The sequence below is a fragment of the Streptomyces longisporoflavus genome (assembly GCF_014649775.1).
Classification (GTDB): domain Bacteria; phylum Actinomycetota; class Actinomycetes; order Streptomycetales; family Streptomycetaceae; genus Streptomyces; species Streptomyces longisporoflavus.
Genome location: NZ_BMTR01000011.1, coordinates 185,160 through 200,883, shown reverse-complemented (window position 1 = coordinate 200,883; position 15,724 = coordinate 185,160). Strand labels below are relative to the sequence as shown.

Genomic DNA, 15,724 nt, shown 5'->3' with positions numbered 1-15,724 from the left:
AATCTGCTCGCTGCGGGGGACGCGGCCGGTATTAACCGACCGAACCCTCCATCTGCAGCTCGATCAGCCGGTTCAGCTCCAGGGCGTACTCCATGGGCAGCTCCTTGGCGATCGGCTCGACGAAGCCGCGCACGATCATCGCCATGGCCTCGAACTCCGTCAGACCGCGGCTCATCAGGTAGAAGAGCTGGTCGTCGGAGACCTTGGAGACGGTCGCCTCGTGGCCCATGGACACGTCGTCCTCGCGGACGTCCACGTAGGGGTACGTGTCCGAGCGGGAGATCGTGTCGACGAGCAGCGCGTCGCACAGGACGTTCGACTTCGATCCGGCCGCGCCCTCGCCGATCTCGACGAGACCGCGGTAGGAGGTACGGCCACCGCCACGCGCCACGGACTTCGACACGATGTTGGAGGAGGTGTTGGGCGCCATGTGGACCATCTTGGAACCGGCGTCCTGGTGCTGGCCCTCGCCCGCGAAGGCGATGGACAGCGTCTCGCCCTTGGCGTGCTCGCCCATGAGGTAGACGGCGGGGTACTTCATCGTCACCTTGGAGCCGATGTTGCCGTCGATCCACTCCATGGTCGCGCCCTCGTACGCCACGGCGCGCTTGGTGACCAGGTTGTAGACGTTGTTCGACCAGTTCTGGATCGTCGTGTAGCGGCAGCGGCCGCCCTTCTTCACGATGATCTCGACGACCGCGGAGTGCAGGGAGTCCGACTTGTAGATCGGCGCCGTGCAGCCCTCGACGTAGTGGACGTAGGCGTCCTCGTCGACGATGATCAGCGTCCGCTCGAACTGGCCCATGTTCTCCGTGTTGATGCGGAAGTAGGCCTGGAGCGGGATCTCGACGTGCACGCCCTTGGGGACGTAGATGAACGAGCCACCGGACCACACGGCGGAGTTCAGCGACGCGAACTTGTTGTCGCCGACGGGGATGACCGTGCCGAAGTACTCCTTGAAGAGCTCCGGGTGCTCCTTCAGCGCCGTGTCGGTGTCCAGGAAGATGACGCCCTGCTCCTCCAGGTCCTCGCGGATCTGGTGGTAGACGACCTCGGACTCGTACTGGGCCGCGACACCGGCGACGAGGCGCTGCTTCTCCGCCTCGGGGATGCCGAGCTTGTCGTACGTGTTCTTGATGTCCTCGGGCAGGTCCTCCCAGGACTCCGCCTGCTTCTCCGTGGACCGCACGAAGTACTTGATGTTGTCGAAGTCGATGCCGGAGAGGTCCGAGCCCCAGTTCGGCATGGGCTTCTTGTCGAAGAGGCGCAGGCCCTTGAGGCGGAGCTTGGTCATCCACTCCGGCTCGTTCTTCTTGGCCGAGATGTCCTTGACGACGTCTTCATTGATGCCGCGCTTGGCAGAGGCACCGGCGACGTCGGAGTCGGCCCAGCCGTATTCGTACGTGCCCAGACCCTCGAGTTCGGGGTGGGCAGTCTCCGTGGGGAGCGTCATGCGGGGTTCCTCCCGGCCGTGCTTGCGGATGCGTTATCAGTGGTCTGTGAAGACTGCGGGGTGTTGCGGGGGATGAACGTCGTGCAGACGCCGTCGCCGTGGGCGATGGTGGCAAGGCGCTGCACGTGCGTTCCGAGGAGGGCGGAGAAGATCTCCGTCTCCGCCTCGCAGAGTTGTGGGTACTGCTCGGCGACGTGGGCGACCGGGCAGTGGTGCTGGCACAGCTGCTCGCCTACGGGGGCCGTGCGGGCCGTAGCAGCGTACCCGTCGGTGGTCAACGCCTTCGCCAGAGCCTCGGCACGCCGCTCGGGGGGCGCCGCCTCGACCGCCTTGCGGTAGGCCACCGCCTGGGCGGCCATCCGGTCGCGGGCGAATTCGACGACCGCTTCCTCGCCGTGCCGCTCGCTGATCCAGCGCAGGGCGTCGGCGGCCAGCTTGTCGTACGACTGGTCGAAGGCGTCCCGGCCGCAGTCGGTGAGCGCGAAGACCTTGGCGGGGCGGCCGCGCGTACGAGCGCCGTAGACCCGCTGTTCGCGGGGCTCGACGACGTTCTCGTGGGCGAGCGTGTCGAGGTGGCGGCGCACGGCGGCCTGGGTCAGCTTGAGGCGGCCGGCGAGGTCGGCCACCGTGGAGGGGCCGTGGTCCAGGATGGAGCGCGCGACCCGGTTGCGCGTAGACCGCTCCCCGGTCGCGAGTTCCTCCTGCGGAGCCTCGCCAACGTTTTTCACAACGCCATTGTTGCGTAATTCCTCAGAGCCTGACAACCCGCGCCGGGATCAAGGACCGGTGCGCTGCGTCACTTAGGCATACCTAAGCTGACCTGCGGAAATGATCACTGATCGATCAAATCGGTGGCGCGCGACAGCGGGTCCGTGCAGACTCCCTGACCATGCCGACACCCCCTCCCACCGGCCCTTTGTGTACGCGCGCGTCTCTCGCGGCCGACCTCCGCGAGCTCGGCGTGAGCCCCGGTGAGACCCTCCTCGTGCACTCCTCTCTCAGCTCCATGGGCTGGGTCGTCGGAGGCCAGGTCGCCGTCGTCCAGGCGCTCCTGGACGCACTGGGCCAAAAGGGGACCCTGGTGGTCCCCACGCAGTCCAGCGACAACTCCGACCCTTCCGAGTGGGGAAACCCGCCGGTGCCCGAGTCCTGGTGGCCCGAGATCCGCGCGTCCATCCCCGCCTACGACCCGCGCACCGCCCCCACCCGAGGCGTCGGCGTGATCCCCGAGACCGTGCGGACCTGGCCCGGCGCCCTGCGCAGCGCCCACCCGCAGACCTCTTTCGCCGCCGTCGGCCCCCGCGCACGGGCACTCCTGGAGGGGCACGCGCTGGACTGCCGCCTCGGCGAGCGCAGCCCGCTGGCCCGCCTGGAGGAATCGGGCGCCCGAGTGCTGCTGCTCGGCGCGGGATTCGACACCTGCACCTCGTTCCACCTGGCCGAGTACCGGATCCCCGCCCCCGAGACCGAGAACTCCTTCGCGGTCATGACGCCGGAAGGGCGCCGCTGGATGACGGTGCGCGAGCCCTCGATCTCCGAGGAGCGCTTCGACGAACTCGGCGCGGACTTCGAGCGGGACCGGCCCGTGCTGCGGGGCACGGTGGGCGCGGCGACGGCCCGGCTCTTCCCGGTGGCCGACGCGGTCGCGTACGCGCAGAGCTGGCTCCAGACCCATCGGCCGCGGGCCGAGTGGGCCCTCCAGCAGCCCCCTGCCCGCCGCCCGTCCGGTCCTCTCTAGACTTCCCGCCATGGGAAATGAGTCCGTCGTCCAGGTCACGGGACTGGTCAAGCGGTACGGCAGCAAGACCGCGGTGGACGGCCTCGACCTCCGGGTCCGCACGGGCACCGTCACTGCCGTCCTCGGCCCGAACGGCGCCGGGAAGACCACCACGATCGAGACCTGCGAGGGCTACCGCAGGCCGGACGCGGGCACGGTGCGCGTCCTGGGCCTCGACCCGGTCCGCGAGGCCGGCGCGCTGCGCCCCCGCATCGGCGTGATGCTCCAGTCCGGCGGCGTCTACTCCGGTGCCCGCGCGAACGAGATGCTGCGCCACATGGCGAAGCTGCACGCGCACCCCCTGGACGTGGGCGCGCTGATCGAGCGCCTGGGCCTGGAGAGCTGCGGCCGCACCACCTACCGGCGCCTGTCCGGCGGCCAGCAGCAGCGCCTCGCGCTCGCCATGGCCGTGGTCGGGCGGCCCGAGCTCGTCTTCCTGGACGAGCCGACCGCGGGCCTGGACCCGCAGGCACGCCGGGCCACCTGGGATCTCGTACGCGATCTGCGTGCCGACGGCGTCAGCGTCATCCTGACCACACACCACATGGACGAGGCCGAGCAGCTCGCCGACGAGGTCGCGATCATCGACGCGGGCAAGGTCATCGCCGAGGGCACTCCGGAGGCGCTGTGCCGCGGGGGCGCCGAGAACACCCTGCGCTTCTCCGGCCGCCCCGGGCTCGACGTCGGCTCCCTCCTCAAGGCGCTACCGCCGGACTCCGCGGCGGCCGAACTCACCCCGGGCGCGTACCGCGTGAGCGGCACGGTCGATCCGCAGCTGCTCGCCACGGTCACCTCCTGGTGCGCCCAGCACGGCGTGATGCCGGAGAAGATCGCCGTCGAACGCCACACGCTGGAAGACGTCTTCCTGGAACTCACGGGCAAGGAGCTGCGCGGATGAGCGCCGCCGGTACGTACACGCCGAAGCCGGGCGCCGCCCCGCTCTCCCGCATGATCGCCGCGCAGGCGGCGCTCGAGACGAAGATGCTGCTGCGCAACGGCGAGCAGCTGCTGCTCACGGTGGTGATCCCGACTCTCCTGCTCGTGCTGTTCAGCGCGGTCGACATCGTCGACACGGGCAAGGGCGAAGCCGTCGACTTCCTCGCGCCCGGCATCCTCGCCCTCGCCGTGATGTCGACGGCGTTCACCGGCCAGGCCATCGCCACCGGGTTCGAGCGGCGCTACGGAGTCCTGAAGCGGCTCGGCGCCTCTCCCCTGCCCCGCTGGGCCCTGATGGCGGCGAAGACCCTGTCGGTCCTGGTCACCGAGGTCCTGCAGATCGTCCTGCTCACGGTGATCGCCTTCGCCCTGGGCTGGTCACCGCACGGCAACCCCTTCGCCGTACTCCTCCTGCTGGTCCTCGGCACCGCGGCCTTCTCCGGCCTCGGCCTGCTGATGGCGGGCACCCTGAAGGCGGAGGCGACCCTCGCCGCGGCGAACCTGGTCTTCCTCCTGCTGCTGGTGGGCGGCGGAGTCATCGTGCCCCTGGACAAGTTCCCGGACGCGGCCCAGTCGGTGCTCGGCCTGCTGCCGATCTCCGCGCTCTCCGACGGCCTGCGGGACGTGCTGCAGCACGGCGCGGGGATGCCGTGGGGGGACCTCGGGATCCTTGCGGTCTGGGCGGTCGTCGGGCTCGGCGCCGCCGGGAAGTTCTTCCGCTGGGAGTAGGAAACGGCGTAAGACGCGTCACAGAAGCACCGGATACGTCCCCCTCGTGAAGCCGTGCACAAGCGGCCCCCTACGATGGGCGCGTGCCAAACGTGACCCGAGCCGACGCCGTCTCCGCCGTGCGCAACCCGCTCGCCTTCATCGCCGAACGCTGGACCCCGCAGCAGCGGACAGTCCGGCGTGCCGCCCTCATCTCGCTCGCGATGACGGTGTGCATCGTGGTCACCGGCGGCGCCGTCCGTCTCACCGGATCGGGCCTCGGCTGCCCGACCTGGCCCAAGTGCACCGACGAGTCCCTGACGGCCACCCACGAGATGGGTTTCCACGGGTACATCGAGTTCGGCAATCGCCTGCTGACGTACGTGCTCTGCGCGGCCGTCGGCTGGGCGATCATCACGGCCCGGTCGCAGAAGCCGATGCGGCGCAGCCTCACCCGGCTCGGCTGGGTCCAGTTCTGGCTGGTCATGGGCAACGCCGTGCTCGGCGGGATCGTGGTCCTCGTCGGCCTGAACCCGTGGACGGTCGCCGCGCACTTCCTGCTCTCCACCGCCCTGATCGCGGTCGCCGTCACGATGTGGCAGCGCACCCGCGAGGGCGACGGCGAAGCTCGTCCGCTGGTCGGCAAGGCCGTGGCGCAGCTGGTGTGGTTCCTGGTCGCGGCGTCCGTGCTGCTCATCGCGGTCGGCACGCTGGTGACCGGCTCGGGGCCGCACGCCGGTGACTCCAGCGAGGTGCCGCGGATGGGCTTCGACTGGGAGGCCGTCAGCAAGCTGCACGCCGTGCTCGCCTGGATCGTGGTGACGCTGACGTTCGCCCTGTGGTTCGTCCTCAAGGCGGTCGACGCGCCCAAGGGCCCGCTGCACCGCACCCGCGATCTGTTCCTGATCCTGCTCGCGCAGGGCGCGATCGGCTACGTCCAGTACTTCACGGACCTGCCCGAGGTCCTGGTCGGCCTGCACATGTTCGGCTCGTGCGTGGTCTGGATCGCCGTGATGCGCGTCCTGCTCTCGCTGCGTGAACGCCCGTACGGCACGGCGGAGGTCCCGTCCCAGAGCGCCGACTCCCGGCTGTCGGCCGTCTGAGGCTCAGGACCTCCGGACCTCCGGAAGTCCGCACGTTCTGAACCCGGCTTCCGGCGTCAGACCTCCGGAAGTCCGGCCTCCGAAAGCCCGTACACGCGCCGGGCGTTGCCCGCCGCGATGAGACCGGCCACCCGCTGCGCGTCCGGCAGCGACCACGCCCCGTCCGCGACCCACCCGCCGAACACGCGCCCGATCGCCTCCCCGAAGAGCCGCGCGCCCACCACGTGCAGTTCGGGCAGGCCGTGCGCGCCGCTGGAGAACAGCAGCTTGCCGAAGGGCGCGAGTTCCAGGATCTCGGCGAGCACGGCGGCCGCGCGGGCGCCGGTGCGCACCAGCGCGGGCCCCAGATCGGCGTACACGTGCGGGAAGAGGCCCGCGAGGTCCGCGGCGTTGCGGTGGTACGGGTAGCCGTGCAGCAGGACCAGATCGGTGCCGAGCCCCGCGGTCGCCCGCGCGAACCCCCCGAAGTAACCCTGCGGATCGCCGGCCCCCGCGTGCAGTTGCAGCGGACGCCCCGACGCGACGGCGATCCACAGCAGATGCCTGAGCAGCACGGGGTCCCGCAGCGCCCCGCCCACCTGCCGCCGGGCGAGCCACCGGTCAGCCGCGCCCCGCACCTCGCCGGGCCCCGGCGGTTCGGGGGCCATGGCGAGGCTGCGCCGGGCGCCCGCGACGGACGTGAACGCGACGGCGTGCGCGGCGGCCGCGTGCACCGACTCGGCGAGATTGGCCAGGAACGAGTCCACCGTGCCGGAGGTGTCGGCCACCTGTTCGGCGAGGAGTTCCAGGCGGACGATCTCGTGGGCGTCGGCGCAGCCGGCGGACGCCATCTCGCCGGGCCCCGTCAGATCTCCGGGCAGCCCCGTGTCGACGAGGTAGGTGGTGATGCCGCTGCCCCGCAGCAGCCGCCGCCCCGATTCCAGTACGCCCAGTTCACGGCGGCGGGCGAGGTACCGGGGAGGCGGGCAGTGCGGTTCGAGGCCGAGCAGCGGGGGGCACCAGCGGCGTACGGCGAAGCCCGTCTGGGTGTCGAAGAAGGTGGTGCCGGGAGCGGGCGGGCCCTCGCCGCGGCCGAGGTGGGCCTCGAAGGTGCCGAGGCCCAGCTCCGTACGCAGCACGCCATGGCAGTACTGGTCCACCAGGGACGGCGTTTCGATCATCCGGGCTCCCGGTAGGCGGACCGTGCGTCCTACGGTCTAACGGGTGACCCGGGCGTCAGGTGTTGCTTTCGGACGCTCTCGGAAACAGTGCCGAAAACTGTGGCGTCTCAGCCGTTGGAGGGGCCGCCGAGCTGAATGCCGGCCATGCGCGACCACTCGTACGGGCCGGTCTTCACCTTGGCCGCGAACTCGCCGTCGAACTCCTCGTGGACCGTGATCCCGGCCTTCTCCACGGCGCTCTGGGCGACCGCGTAGGTGGGCGCCACCAGGTCGCCCCAGGCGCCGTCCTCGCCGACCAGGACGATGCGGGTGCCCTCGTGCCCGATGTACGCGATCTGCCCCTCGGCACCGCCGTGCGCCCGCGCGAAGGTGCCGATCTCCTTGGCCAGCTTTACCGCCCGGCGCTCGGCCTTGGCGGCCTGCTTGCTGTCGTCGACCTGCTGCGTCTTAGCCGTGTCTGCCATAGCCAGGATGCTACCGACGGGTAGATCAACTGGCGACGGGCGGGGCACGTGGTGTTCGACACCACGTGCCCCGCCCGTCGGCGAGTCTGTTGCCCCGGCTGCCCCGGCTATCTCAGCGCAGGAAGGGGTCCACCGCGACCGCAACGAAAAGGAGCGAGACGTAGGTGATCGACCAGTGGAAGAGGCGCATCTCCTTGAGCTTGCCGCCCGTGACCTCCGCCTTGGCGCGGCTTTGCAGACCGTGCGCCTCCCACAGCCACCAGCCGCCGGTCACCGCGGCGACCACGGTGTAGAACCAGCCGGTGTAGCCGAGCGGCTGGAGCAGCAGCGAGACGGCGACCATCACCCAGCTGTAGAGGACGATCTGACGCGCGACCACCTTGTTCGACGCCACGACCGGCAGCATCGGTACGCCCACCCGGGCGTAGTCGTCCTTGACCTTCATGGACAGCGGCCAGTAGTGCGGCGGCGTCCAGAAGAACATGACGAGGAAGAGGATGACCGGCGCCCACGACAGGGAGTTCGTCACCGAGGACCAGCCGATGAGGACCGGCATGCAGCCCGCGATGCCGCCCCAGACGATGTTCTGCGAGGTCCGGCGCTTCAGGATCATCGTGTAGATGACCACGTAGAAGAGCAGGGCGCCGAGCGCGAGCCACGCGGACAGCCAGTTGACGGCGAGTCCGAAGAGGAGCGTCGAGCCGATCGCCAGTGCGATGCCGAACACGAGGCACTCGCGGGGGCTGACCATTCCCGTGACCAGGGGCCGCTGCGACGTACGGTCCATGAGGGCGTCGATGTCGCGGTCGATGTACATGTTGAGCGCGTTTGCGCCGCCCGCCGAGAGGTAACCGCCCAGGCAGGTCACGAAGACCAGCCACAGGTCGGGCACCCCCTGCTCGGCGAGGAACATCACCGGAACGGTGGTGATCAGGAGGAGTTCGATGATTCGCGGCTTGGTCAGCGCCACGAACGCCATGACACGGGCCCCGAGTGGCCGGTGGCTTGGGCTAGAGCTCGTCCCAATTGCTCCCGCTGGACGGGATTCAACGGCCGTCACGCACACCCCTGACAGAGACTTCCCAGCAAGCCGCGTCGGACGTTCTGACATGAAGATCCGGTAAAGGCTCGCGCGTACCACGCCACTGTAGACGTTGCCCATACCTCGCCCTTCGCGGGGGTGGGGTCGTGTTGGGCGGCGTGTTGGGCCGCCCTGAATACGGGCTGCATGCGGCCCGAATGCGGCCCGAATCCGGTTCGACACCCATTCAGATGAGCGGTGCCGTACTCGTTCCGAGAGTCCAGATGAGCGGCTTCGGGATCACATGGTGAACACCGTGGATCCCTTTCGGGAGGCGGATCGCGGCGCACCCCGGCACTCTGGAATCACTCGAAAAAATGCACGTCTTTACAGCGGTAGGCTCGACATCGGCCGGTGAGATCTACATCGCCGGCATTCGACATGTGGAGAGGAGCCCTGACTCAGGGTGAGCACCAAGCCGACCACCACAGACCTCGAGTGGACCGAACTGGACCAGCGGGCTGTTGATACTGCCCGCGTCCTGGCCATGGACGCCGTACAGAAGGTCGGCAACGGCCATCCTGGTACGGCCATGAGCCTCGCGCCTGCCGCCTACACCCTCTTCCAGAAGGTGATGCGGCACGACCCCGCGGACGCCGACTGGACCGGGCGCGACCGGTTCGTTCTCTCCGCGGGCCACTCGTCCCTGACCCTTTACATCCAGCTCTACCTGGCCGGCTTCGGCCTGGAGCTCGATGACCTGAAGGCGTTCCGCACCTGGGGTTCCAAGACCCCCGGCCACCCGGAGTACGGGCACACCACGGGCGTCGAGACCACGACGGGTCCGCTCGGCCAGGGCGTCGCGAACGCCGTGGGCATGGCGATGGCCGCCCGTTACGAGCGCGGCCTGTTCGACCCGGAGACCGCTGCCGGCGAGTCGCCGTTCGACCACCACATCTTCGCGATCGCCGGTGACGGCTGCCTCCAGGAGGGCATCTCCGGCGAGGCGTCGTCGCTGGCCGGGCACCAGAAGCTCGGCAACCTCGTACTGCTGTGGGACGACAACCACATCTCCATCGAGGGCGACACGGAGACCGCGGTGTCCGAGGACACCATGAAGCGGTACGAGGCCTACGGCTGGCACGTCCAGCGCGTGGAGCCCAAGGAGGACGGCGACCTCGACCCGGCCGCCCTCTACCGCGCGATCCAGGCCGCCAAGGCGGAGACGGAGCGCCCCTCCTTCATCGCGATGCGCTCGATCATCGCCTGGCCCGCGCCGAACGCGCAGAACACCGAGGCCGCGCACGGCTCGGCGCTCGGCGAGGAAGAGGTCGCGGCCACCAAGCGCGTCCTCGGCTTCGACCCGGAGCAGACCTTCGAGGTCTCGGACGAGGTCATCGCGCACACCCGCAAGGCCCTGGACCGCGGCAGCGACGCCAAGGCCGAGTGGGCCAAGAGCTTCGCCTCCTGGCGCACCGCCGAGGCCGAGCGCGCCGCCGAGTTCGACCGCATCGCCGCGGGCGAGCTCCCGCAGGGCTGGGAAGAGAAGCTCCCCGTCTTCGAGACGGGCAAGGGCGTCGCGACGCGTGCCGCGTCCGGCAAGGTCCTGCAGTCGCTCGGCGCGGTGATCCCCGAGCTGTGGGGCGGCTCCGCCGACCTCGCGGGCTCGAACAACACCACGATCGACAAGACGTCGTCGTTCCTGCCGGCGGGCAACCCGCTGCCGGAGGCCGACCCGTACGGCCGAACGATCCACTTCGGTATCCGCGAGCACGCCATGGCCGCGGAGATGAACGGCATCGCGCTGCACGGCAACACCCGCATCTTCGGCGGCACCTTCCTGGTGTTCTCCGACTACATGCGCAACGCCGTCCGCCTGTCCGCGCTGATGCACCTGCCGGTGACGTACGTCTGGACGCACGACTCCATCGGTCTCGGCGAGGACGGCCCGACGCACCAGCCGGTCGAGCACCTGGCCTCGCTGCGCGCCATCCCCGGCCTGAACGTGGTCCGCCCCGCGGACGCGAACGAGACCGCGATCGTGTGGCGCGAGATCCTCAAGCGCTACACCAAGGAGTTCGGCAAGGGCGCCCCGCACGGCCTCGCGCTGACCCGCCAGGGCGTGCCGACGTACGACCGCGAGGTCACCGAAGGCGCCGTCAAGGGCGGTTACGTCCTGTTCGAGGCCGACGGCGGCACCCCCGAGGTCGTCCTCATCGGCACCGGCTCCGAGGTGCAGCTCGCCGTCGAGGCGCGCGAGCAGCTCCAGGCGGCGGGCGTTCCGACGCGTGTCGTCTCGATGCCGTGCGTCGAGTGGTTCGAGGCGCAGGACCAGGGGTACCGCGACAGCGTCCTTCCGCCGTCCGTCAAGGCGCGCGTGGCGGTCGAGGCGGGCATCGGCCTGACCTGGCACCGCTTCGTGGGCGACGCCGGGCGCATCGTCTCGCTGGAGCACTTCGGTGCCTCGGCCGACGGCAAGGTGCTCTTCCGCGAGTTCGGTTTCACCGCCGACGCGGTCGCATCGGCCGCCCGGGAATCGATCGACGCCGCTCAGCGCTGACGCCGACATACGACCTAGTAGGAGATGTAATCCTCATGACAGACGCACTCAAGCGCCTTTCCGACGAAGGCGTCGCGATCTGGCTGGACGACCTGTCGCGCAAGCGGATCACGTCCGGCAACCTCGCCGAGCTGATCGACCAGAGCCACGTGGTGGGCGTCACCACCAACCCGTCGATCTTCCAGAAGGCCATCTCGCAGGGCGACGGCTACGACCAGCAGCTCAGCGACCTCGCCGCGCGCGCGGTCACCGTCGAAGAGGCCATCCGCATGATCACGACGGCGGACGTCCGTGACGCCGCCGACATCCTGCGCCCGGTCTTCGACGCGACGGGCGGCCAGGACGGCCGGGTCTCGATCGAGGTCGACCCGCGCCTGGCGCACAACACCAAGGCGACGACCGCCGAGGCCAAGCAGCTCGCCTGGCTGGTGGACCGGCCGAACGCGCTCATCAAGATCCCGGCCACCGAGGCGGGCATCCCGGCGATCACCGAGGTCATCGGCCTCGGCATCAGCGTCAACGTCACGCTGATCTTCTCGCTCGAGCGCTACCGCATGGTCATGGACGCCTACCTCGCCGGCCTGGAGAAGGCCAAGGAGCGCGGCCTGGACCTCTCGAAGATCCACTCCGTGGCGTCCTTCTTCGTGTCCCGCGTGGACACCGAGATCGACAAGCGCCTGGACGGCATCGGCACGGACGAGGCCAAGTCCCTCAAGGGCAAGGCCGCGCTCGCCAACGCCCGCCTGGCCTACGAGGCGTACGAGGAGGTCTTCTCCTCCGACCGCTGGGCCGCGCTCGACAAGGCGCAGGCCAACAAGCAGCGTCCGCTGTGGGCCTCGACCGGCGTCAAGGACCCGGCGTACAAGGACACCCTGTACGTCGACGAGCTCGTCGCCCCCAACACGGTGAACACGATGCCCGAGGCGACCCTGGAAGCCACCGGCGACCACGGCCAGATCACCGGCAACACCATCGCGGGCACCTACGACCAGGCGCGCGCCGAGATCGCCGCCGTCGAGAAGCTCGGCATCTCGTACGACGAGGTCGTGCAGCTGCTCGAGGACGAGGGCGTCGAGAAGTTCGAGGCGTCCTGGACCGACCTGCTCAAGTCGACCGAGGCGGAGCTCCAGCGCCTCGCTCCTTCGAAGGGCTGACCCACTTTGTCAAGCAGCAATCCGCTGCGTGACGCCGCAGACCGACGGCTCCCGCGTATCGCGGGGCCGTCGGGCCTGGTCATCTTTGGCGTCACGGGCGATTTGTCCCGTAAAAAGTTGATGCCCGCCGTCTACGACCTCGCCAACCGGGGTCTCCTTCCGCCGGGCTTCTCGCTCATCGGCTTCGCCCGCCGCGACTGGGAGGACGAGGACTTCGCCCAGGTCGTCCACGACGCGGTCAAGCAGCACTCGCGGACGCCGTTCCGCGAGGAGGTCTGGCAGCAGCTCATCCAGGGCATGCGCTTCGTCCAGGGCAACTTCGACGACGACGCCGCGTTCGAGCAGCTCAAGGCCACCATCCAGGAGCTCGACAAGGCGCAGGGGACGGGCGGCAACTTCGCCTTCTACCTCTCCGTGCCGCCGAAGTTCTTCCCGCAGGTCGTCCAGCAGCTCAAGAAGCACGAGCTCGCGGACGCCCCGCAGGGTTCCTGGCGCCGCGCGGTCATCGAGAAGCCCTTCGGACACGACCTGGCGTCCGCCAAGGACCTCAACTCGATCGTGCACGAGGTGTTCGCCCCGGACCAGGTGTTCCGGATCGACCACTACCTCGGCAAGGAGACCGTCCAGAACATCCTGGCGCTCCGCTTCGCCAACCAGATGTTCGAGCCGATCTGGAACCGGTCGTACGTGGACCACGTCCAGATCACGATGGCCGAGGACATCGGCATCGGCGGCCGCGCCGGCTACTACGACGGCATCGGCGCCGCCCGTGACGTCATCCAGAACCACCTGCTCCAGCTGATGGCGCTGACCGCGATGGAGGAGCCCGCCTCCTTCGACGCGAACGCCCTCGTGGCCGAGAAGGCCAAGGTCCTCGGCGCCGTCCGGCTGCCCAAGGACCTCGGCAGGGACACCGTCCGCGGGCAGTACGCCGCGGGGTGGCAGGGCGGCGAGAAGGCCGTCGGCTACCTCCAGGAAGAGGGCATCGACCCCAAGTCGAAGACCGACACCTACGCGGCCGTCAAGCTGGAGGTGGACAACCGCCGCTGGGCGGGCGTCCCGTTCTACCTGCGCACCGGCAAGCGCCTCGGCCGGCGCGTCACCGAGATCGCGGTCGTCTTCCAGCGCGCGCCCCACTCCCCCTTCGACCACACGGCGACGGAGGAACTGGGCCAGAACGCGATCGTCATCCGCGTCCAGCCCGACGAGGGCATCACGGTCCGGTTCGGCTCCAAGGTGCCCGGCACCTCGATGGAGATCCGCGACGTGTCGATGGACTTCGCGTACGGCGAGTCCTTCACCGAGTCCAGCCCGGAGGCGTACGAGCGCCTGATCCTGGACGTCCTGCTCGGCGACGCCAACCTCTTCCCGCGCACGGAGGAGGTCGAGCTCTCCTGGAACATCCTCGACCCGATCGAGGAGTACTGGGACAAGCACGGCAAGCCCGCGCAGTACCCGTCCGGGACCTGGGGCCCGTCCGAGGCGGACGAAATGCTCGCACGAGACGGACGGAGCTGGCGCCGGCCATGAAGATCGACCTCACGGACACCACGTCCAGCAAGATCAACAAAGCGCTCGTCAAGGGCCGCAGGGCGATCGGCACCCCGGCCGTCGGCATGGTGCTCACCCTCGTCATCGTCACCGACGAGGAGAACGCCTACGACTCCCTGAAGGCCGCCAACGAGGCGTCCCGCGAGCACCCCTCACGCACATTGGTCGTCATCAAGCGCGCCGCGCGCTCGCCCCGCGACCGCACGACGTCGCGTCTTGACGCCGAGGTGCGGGTCGGCGTCGAGGCGGGCACCGGCGAGACGGTCGTCCTGCGGCTGTACGGCGAGGTCATCGACCACGCCCAGTCGGTCGTCCTGCCGCTGCTGCTTCCCGACGCCCCCGTGGTCGTGTGGTGGTCGGTCAACGCGCCGCTCGACCCGGCCAAGGACCCGCTCGGCGCGCTCGCCCAGCGCCGCGTCACGGACACGTACGCCGCCGAGGAGCCGATCCACGAGCTGACCGCGCGCGCCGAGGCCTACCACCCCGGCGACACGGACCTCTCCTGGACCCGGATCACCCCGTGGCGCTCGATGCTCGCGGCCGCTCTGGACCAGGTCGCCTGCCGGGTGACGTCGGTCGAGGTGGAGGGCGAGGAGTTCAACCCGAGCTGCGAGCTGCTCGCCATGTGGCTCGCGGACCGGCTCTCCGTCCCCGTCAAGCGCTCGCTCTCCGCGGGCCCCGGCCTCACCGGCGTACGCATGGACACCGACTGCGGTCCCATCGTGCTCGGCCGGGCCGACGGCTCGCTGGCCACGCTCTCCATCCAGGGGCAGCCCGACCGCGCGGTGGCGCTCAAGCGCCGCGAGACGGCCGAGCTGATCGCCGAGGAGCTGCGCAGGCTCGACCCGGACGACACCTACGCGTCCGCGCTGAAGTACGGCGTGGACCGCTTGGGCATGCCCGTCGGGGAGAAGGAGGCGCCGGCGGACGAGGCGGCTTCCGAGGAGCCCAAGAAGGCCCCCGCGAAGAAGACCGCGGCCAAGAAGGCGGCAGCGAAGTGACCGCGGCCCCGCAGCTGGTCGTGCACCGCGACAAGGAGCTGATGGCGCAGGCCGCCGCGGCCCGCCTCATCACGAAGATCGTCGACGCGCAGGCCGCCCGCGGCTTCGCGTCGGTGGTCCTCACCGGCGGCCGCAACGGCAACGGCCTGCTCACGGCGCTGAGTTCGTCCGCGGCCAAGGACGCGATCGACTGGTCGCGCCTGGACCTGTGGTGGGGCGACGAGCGCTTCCTGCCGGACGGCGACCCGGAGCGCAACTACACCCAGGCCAAGGAGGCGCTGCTCGACTCGGTGCCTCTCAACCCGGCCCGGGTGCATCCGATGCCCGCTTCGGACGGCGCCTACGAGGTGGACGCGGCGGCCGAGATGTACGCCGCCGAGCTCACCGCGGCCGCCGGGCCCGAGGACCACGGCCGGGTGCCGACGTTCGACGTGCTGATGCTCGGCGTCGGCCCGGACACCCATGTCGCCTCGCTCTTCCCTGAGCTGCCCGCGGTCCGCGAGAGCGAGCGGACGGTGGTCGGCGTGCACGGCGCGCCCAAGCCGCCGCCCGTACGCATCACGCTCACGCTCCCGGCGATCCGGTCGGCGCGTGAGGTGTGGCTGCTCGCGGCCGGCGAGGACAAGGCGAACGCCGCGGCGATCGCCCTGTCCGGCGCGGGTGAGGTACAGGCGCCCGCCGCGGGCGCGTACGGCAGGGCGCGGACGCTGTGGCTGCTCGATGCCGCCGCGGCCTCGCAGCTGCCGCGCGATCTGTACCCGCCGGCTTCTCCCTGAGCGGCCCCGCAACAGCAAGCAGGCCCGGTCCGCCTCTCGGCGGACCGGGCCTGCTTGCGT

Annotated in this window: 14 protein-coding genes; 9 read left to right on the top strand and 5 right to left on the bottom strand. The window is 70.0% G+C overall.

Annotated features, from left to right (window positions below; translation table 11 throughout):
- Positions 1 to 31: 31 nt before the first annotated feature.
- Positions 32 to 1,453 (bottom strand): Fe-S cluster assembly protein SufB, encoded by a 1,422-nt coding sequence (gene sufB, locus IE226_RS23320; RefSeq protein WP_190083270.1) that lies wholly within the window; start codon positions 1,451 to 1,453, stop codon positions 32 to 34.
- On the bottom strand, positions 1,450 to 2,181 hold the full coding sequence (locus tag IE226_RS23315) for a helix-turn-helix transcriptional regulator (protein ID WP_190083269.1): 732 nt from the start codon (positions 2,179 to 2,181) through the stop codon (positions 1,450 to 1,452). Before IE226_RS23315 ends, sufB begins: the two co-directional genes overlap by 4 nt.
- A gap of 161 nt (positions 2,182 to 2,342) precedes the next feature.
- On the opposite strand from IE226_RS23315, the gene IE226_RS23310 reads away from it, so the two are divergent.
- The 4 genes from IE226_RS23310 to IE226_RS23295 all read left to right on the top strand — a co-directional run bounded on the left by IE226_RS23310 (position 2,343) and on the right by IE226_RS23295 (position 5,977).
- On the top strand, positions 2,343 to 3,191 hold the full coding sequence (locus IE226_RS23310) for an AAC(3) family N-acetyltransferase (RefSeq protein WP_190083268.1): 849 nt from the start codon (positions 2,343 to 2,345) through the stop codon (positions 3,189 to 3,191).
- Between the two features lie 10 nt (positions 3,192 to 3,201).
- Positions 3,202 to 4,128 carry an ABC transporter ATP-binding protein gene (locus IE226_RS23305; protein ID WP_190083267.1) on the top strand — a complete coding sequence of 309 codons (927 nt, stop codon included), beginning with the start codon at positions 3,202 to 3,204 and terminating at the stop codon, positions 4,126 to 4,128.
- Positions 4,125 to 4,895: an ABC transporter permease gene (locus tag IE226_RS23300; RefSeq protein ID WP_190083266.1), complete on the top strand. Its 771-nt coding sequence runs from the start codon at positions 4,125 to 4,127 to the stop codon at positions 4,893 to 4,895. Before IE226_RS23305 ends, IE226_RS23300 begins: the two co-directional genes overlap by 4 nt.
- Before the next feature lie 92 nt (positions 4,896 to 4,987).
- Positions 4,988 to 5,977 (top strand): COX15/CtaA family protein, encoded by a 990-nt coding sequence (locus tag IE226_RS23295; RefSeq protein WP_190083408.1) that lies wholly within the window; start codon positions 4,988 to 4,990, stop codon positions 5,975 to 5,977.
- Positions 5,978 to 6,033: 56 nt separating this feature from the next.
- Here IE226_RS23295 and IE226_RS23290 read toward each other — a convergent pair whose 3' ends face one another.
- From IE226_RS23290 to IE226_RS23280, 3 genes are all read right to left on the bottom strand, one after another.
- Positions 6,034 to 7,137, bottom strand: coding sequence for an amidohydrolase family protein (locus tag IE226_RS23290; protein WP_190083265.1), 1,104 nt, complete (start codon positions 7,135 to 7,137; stop codon positions 6,034 to 6,036).
- A 107-nt stretch (positions 7,138 to 7,244) separates the two neighbouring features.
- Positions 7,245 to 7,601 carry a hypothetical protein gene (locus tag IE226_RS23285; protein ID WP_190083264.1) on the bottom strand — a complete coding sequence of 119 codons (357 nt, stop codon included), beginning with the start codon at positions 7,599 to 7,601 and terminating at the stop codon, positions 7,245 to 7,247.
- 112 nt (positions 7,602 to 7,713) lie between these two features.
- Positions 7,714 to 8,667, bottom strand: a complete 954-nt coding sequence (locus IE226_RS23280) for a heme o synthase (protein WP_190083407.1) — start codon at positions 8,665 to 8,667, stop codon at positions 7,714 to 7,716.
- Between the two features lie 421 nt (positions 8,668 to 9,088).
- Here IE226_RS23280 and tkt point away from each other — a divergent pair, with 421 nt between their 5' ends.
- The 5 genes from tkt to pgl are packed head-to-tail and all read left to right on the top strand — an operon-like array spanning position 9,089 to position 15,664.
- Complete coding sequence (gene tkt / locus IE226_RS23275; protein ID WP_190083263.1) at positions 9,089 to 11,182, top strand: transketolase; 2,094 nt, start codon at positions 9,089 to 9,091, stop codon at positions 11,180 to 11,182.
- Between the two features lie 35 nt (positions 11,183 to 11,217).
- Complete coding sequence (tal, locus tag IE226_RS23270; protein ID WP_190083262.1) at positions 11,218 to 12,336, top strand: transaldolase; 1,119 nt, start codon at positions 11,218 to 11,220, stop codon at positions 12,334 to 12,336.
- 6 nt (positions 12,337 to 12,342) lie between these two features.
- The gene (gene zwf / locus IE226_RS23265; protein ID WP_190083261.1) at positions 12,343 to 13,866 is read left to right on the top strand and encodes a glucose-6-phosphate dehydrogenase; all 1,524 of its coding nucleotides are present in this window, start codon (positions 12,343 to 12,345) and stop codon (positions 13,864 to 13,866) included.
- The gene (gene opcA, locus IE226_RS23260) at positions 13,863 to 14,888 is read left to right on the top strand and encodes a glucose-6-phosphate dehydrogenase assembly protein OpcA (RefSeq protein ID WP_190083260.1); all 1,026 of its coding nucleotides are present in this window, start codon (positions 13,863 to 13,865) and stop codon (positions 14,886 to 14,888) included. Before zwf ends, opcA begins: the two co-directional genes overlap by 4 nt.
- Positions 14,885 to 15,664 (top strand): 6-phosphogluconolactonase, encoded by a 780-nt coding sequence (pgl, locus tag IE226_RS23255; protein WP_190083259.1) that lies wholly within the window; start codon positions 14,885 to 14,887, stop codon positions 15,662 to 15,664. The genes opcA and pgl overlap by 4 nt, the downstream gene beginning before the upstream one ends.
- The last annotated feature ends 60 nt before the right edge of the window (positions 15,665 to 15,724 follow it).

What these genes read in the sequence shown, in the direction of transcription:
- IE226_RS23290 (WP_190083265.1), bottom strand. Translation starts at nt 7,137, where the DNA reads ATGATCGAAACGCCGTCCCTGGTGGACCAGTACTGCCATGGCGTGCTG.
- IE226_RS23310 (WP_190083268.1), top strand. Translation starts at nt 2,343, where the DNA reads ATGCCGACACCCCCTCCCACCGGCCCTTTGTGTACGCGCGCGTCTCTC.
- IE226_RS23300 (WP_190083266.1), top strand. Translation starts at nt 4,125, where the DNA reads ATGAGCGCCGCCGGTACGTACACGCCGAAGCCGGGCGCCGCCCCGCTC.
- sufB (WP_190083270.1), bottom strand. Translation starts at nt 1,453, where the DNA reads ATGACGCTCCCCACGGAGACTGCCCACCCCGAACTCGAGGGTCTGGGC.
- opcA (WP_190083260.1), top strand. Translation starts at nt 13,863, where the DNA reads ATGAAGATCGACCTCACGGACACCACGTCCAGCAAGATCAACAAAGCG.
- tal (WP_190083262.1), top strand. Translation starts at nt 11,218, where the DNA reads ATGACAGACGCACTCAAGCGCCTTTCCGACGAAGGCGTCGCGATCTGG.
- IE226_RS23285 (WP_190083264.1), bottom strand. Translation starts at nt 7,601, where the DNA reads ATGGCAGACACGGCTAAGACGCAGCAGGTCGACGACAGCAAGCAGGCC.
- IE226_RS23305 (WP_190083267.1), top strand. Translation starts at nt 3,202, where the DNA reads ATGGGAAATGAGTCCGTCGTCCAGGTCACGGGACTGGTCAAGCGGTAC.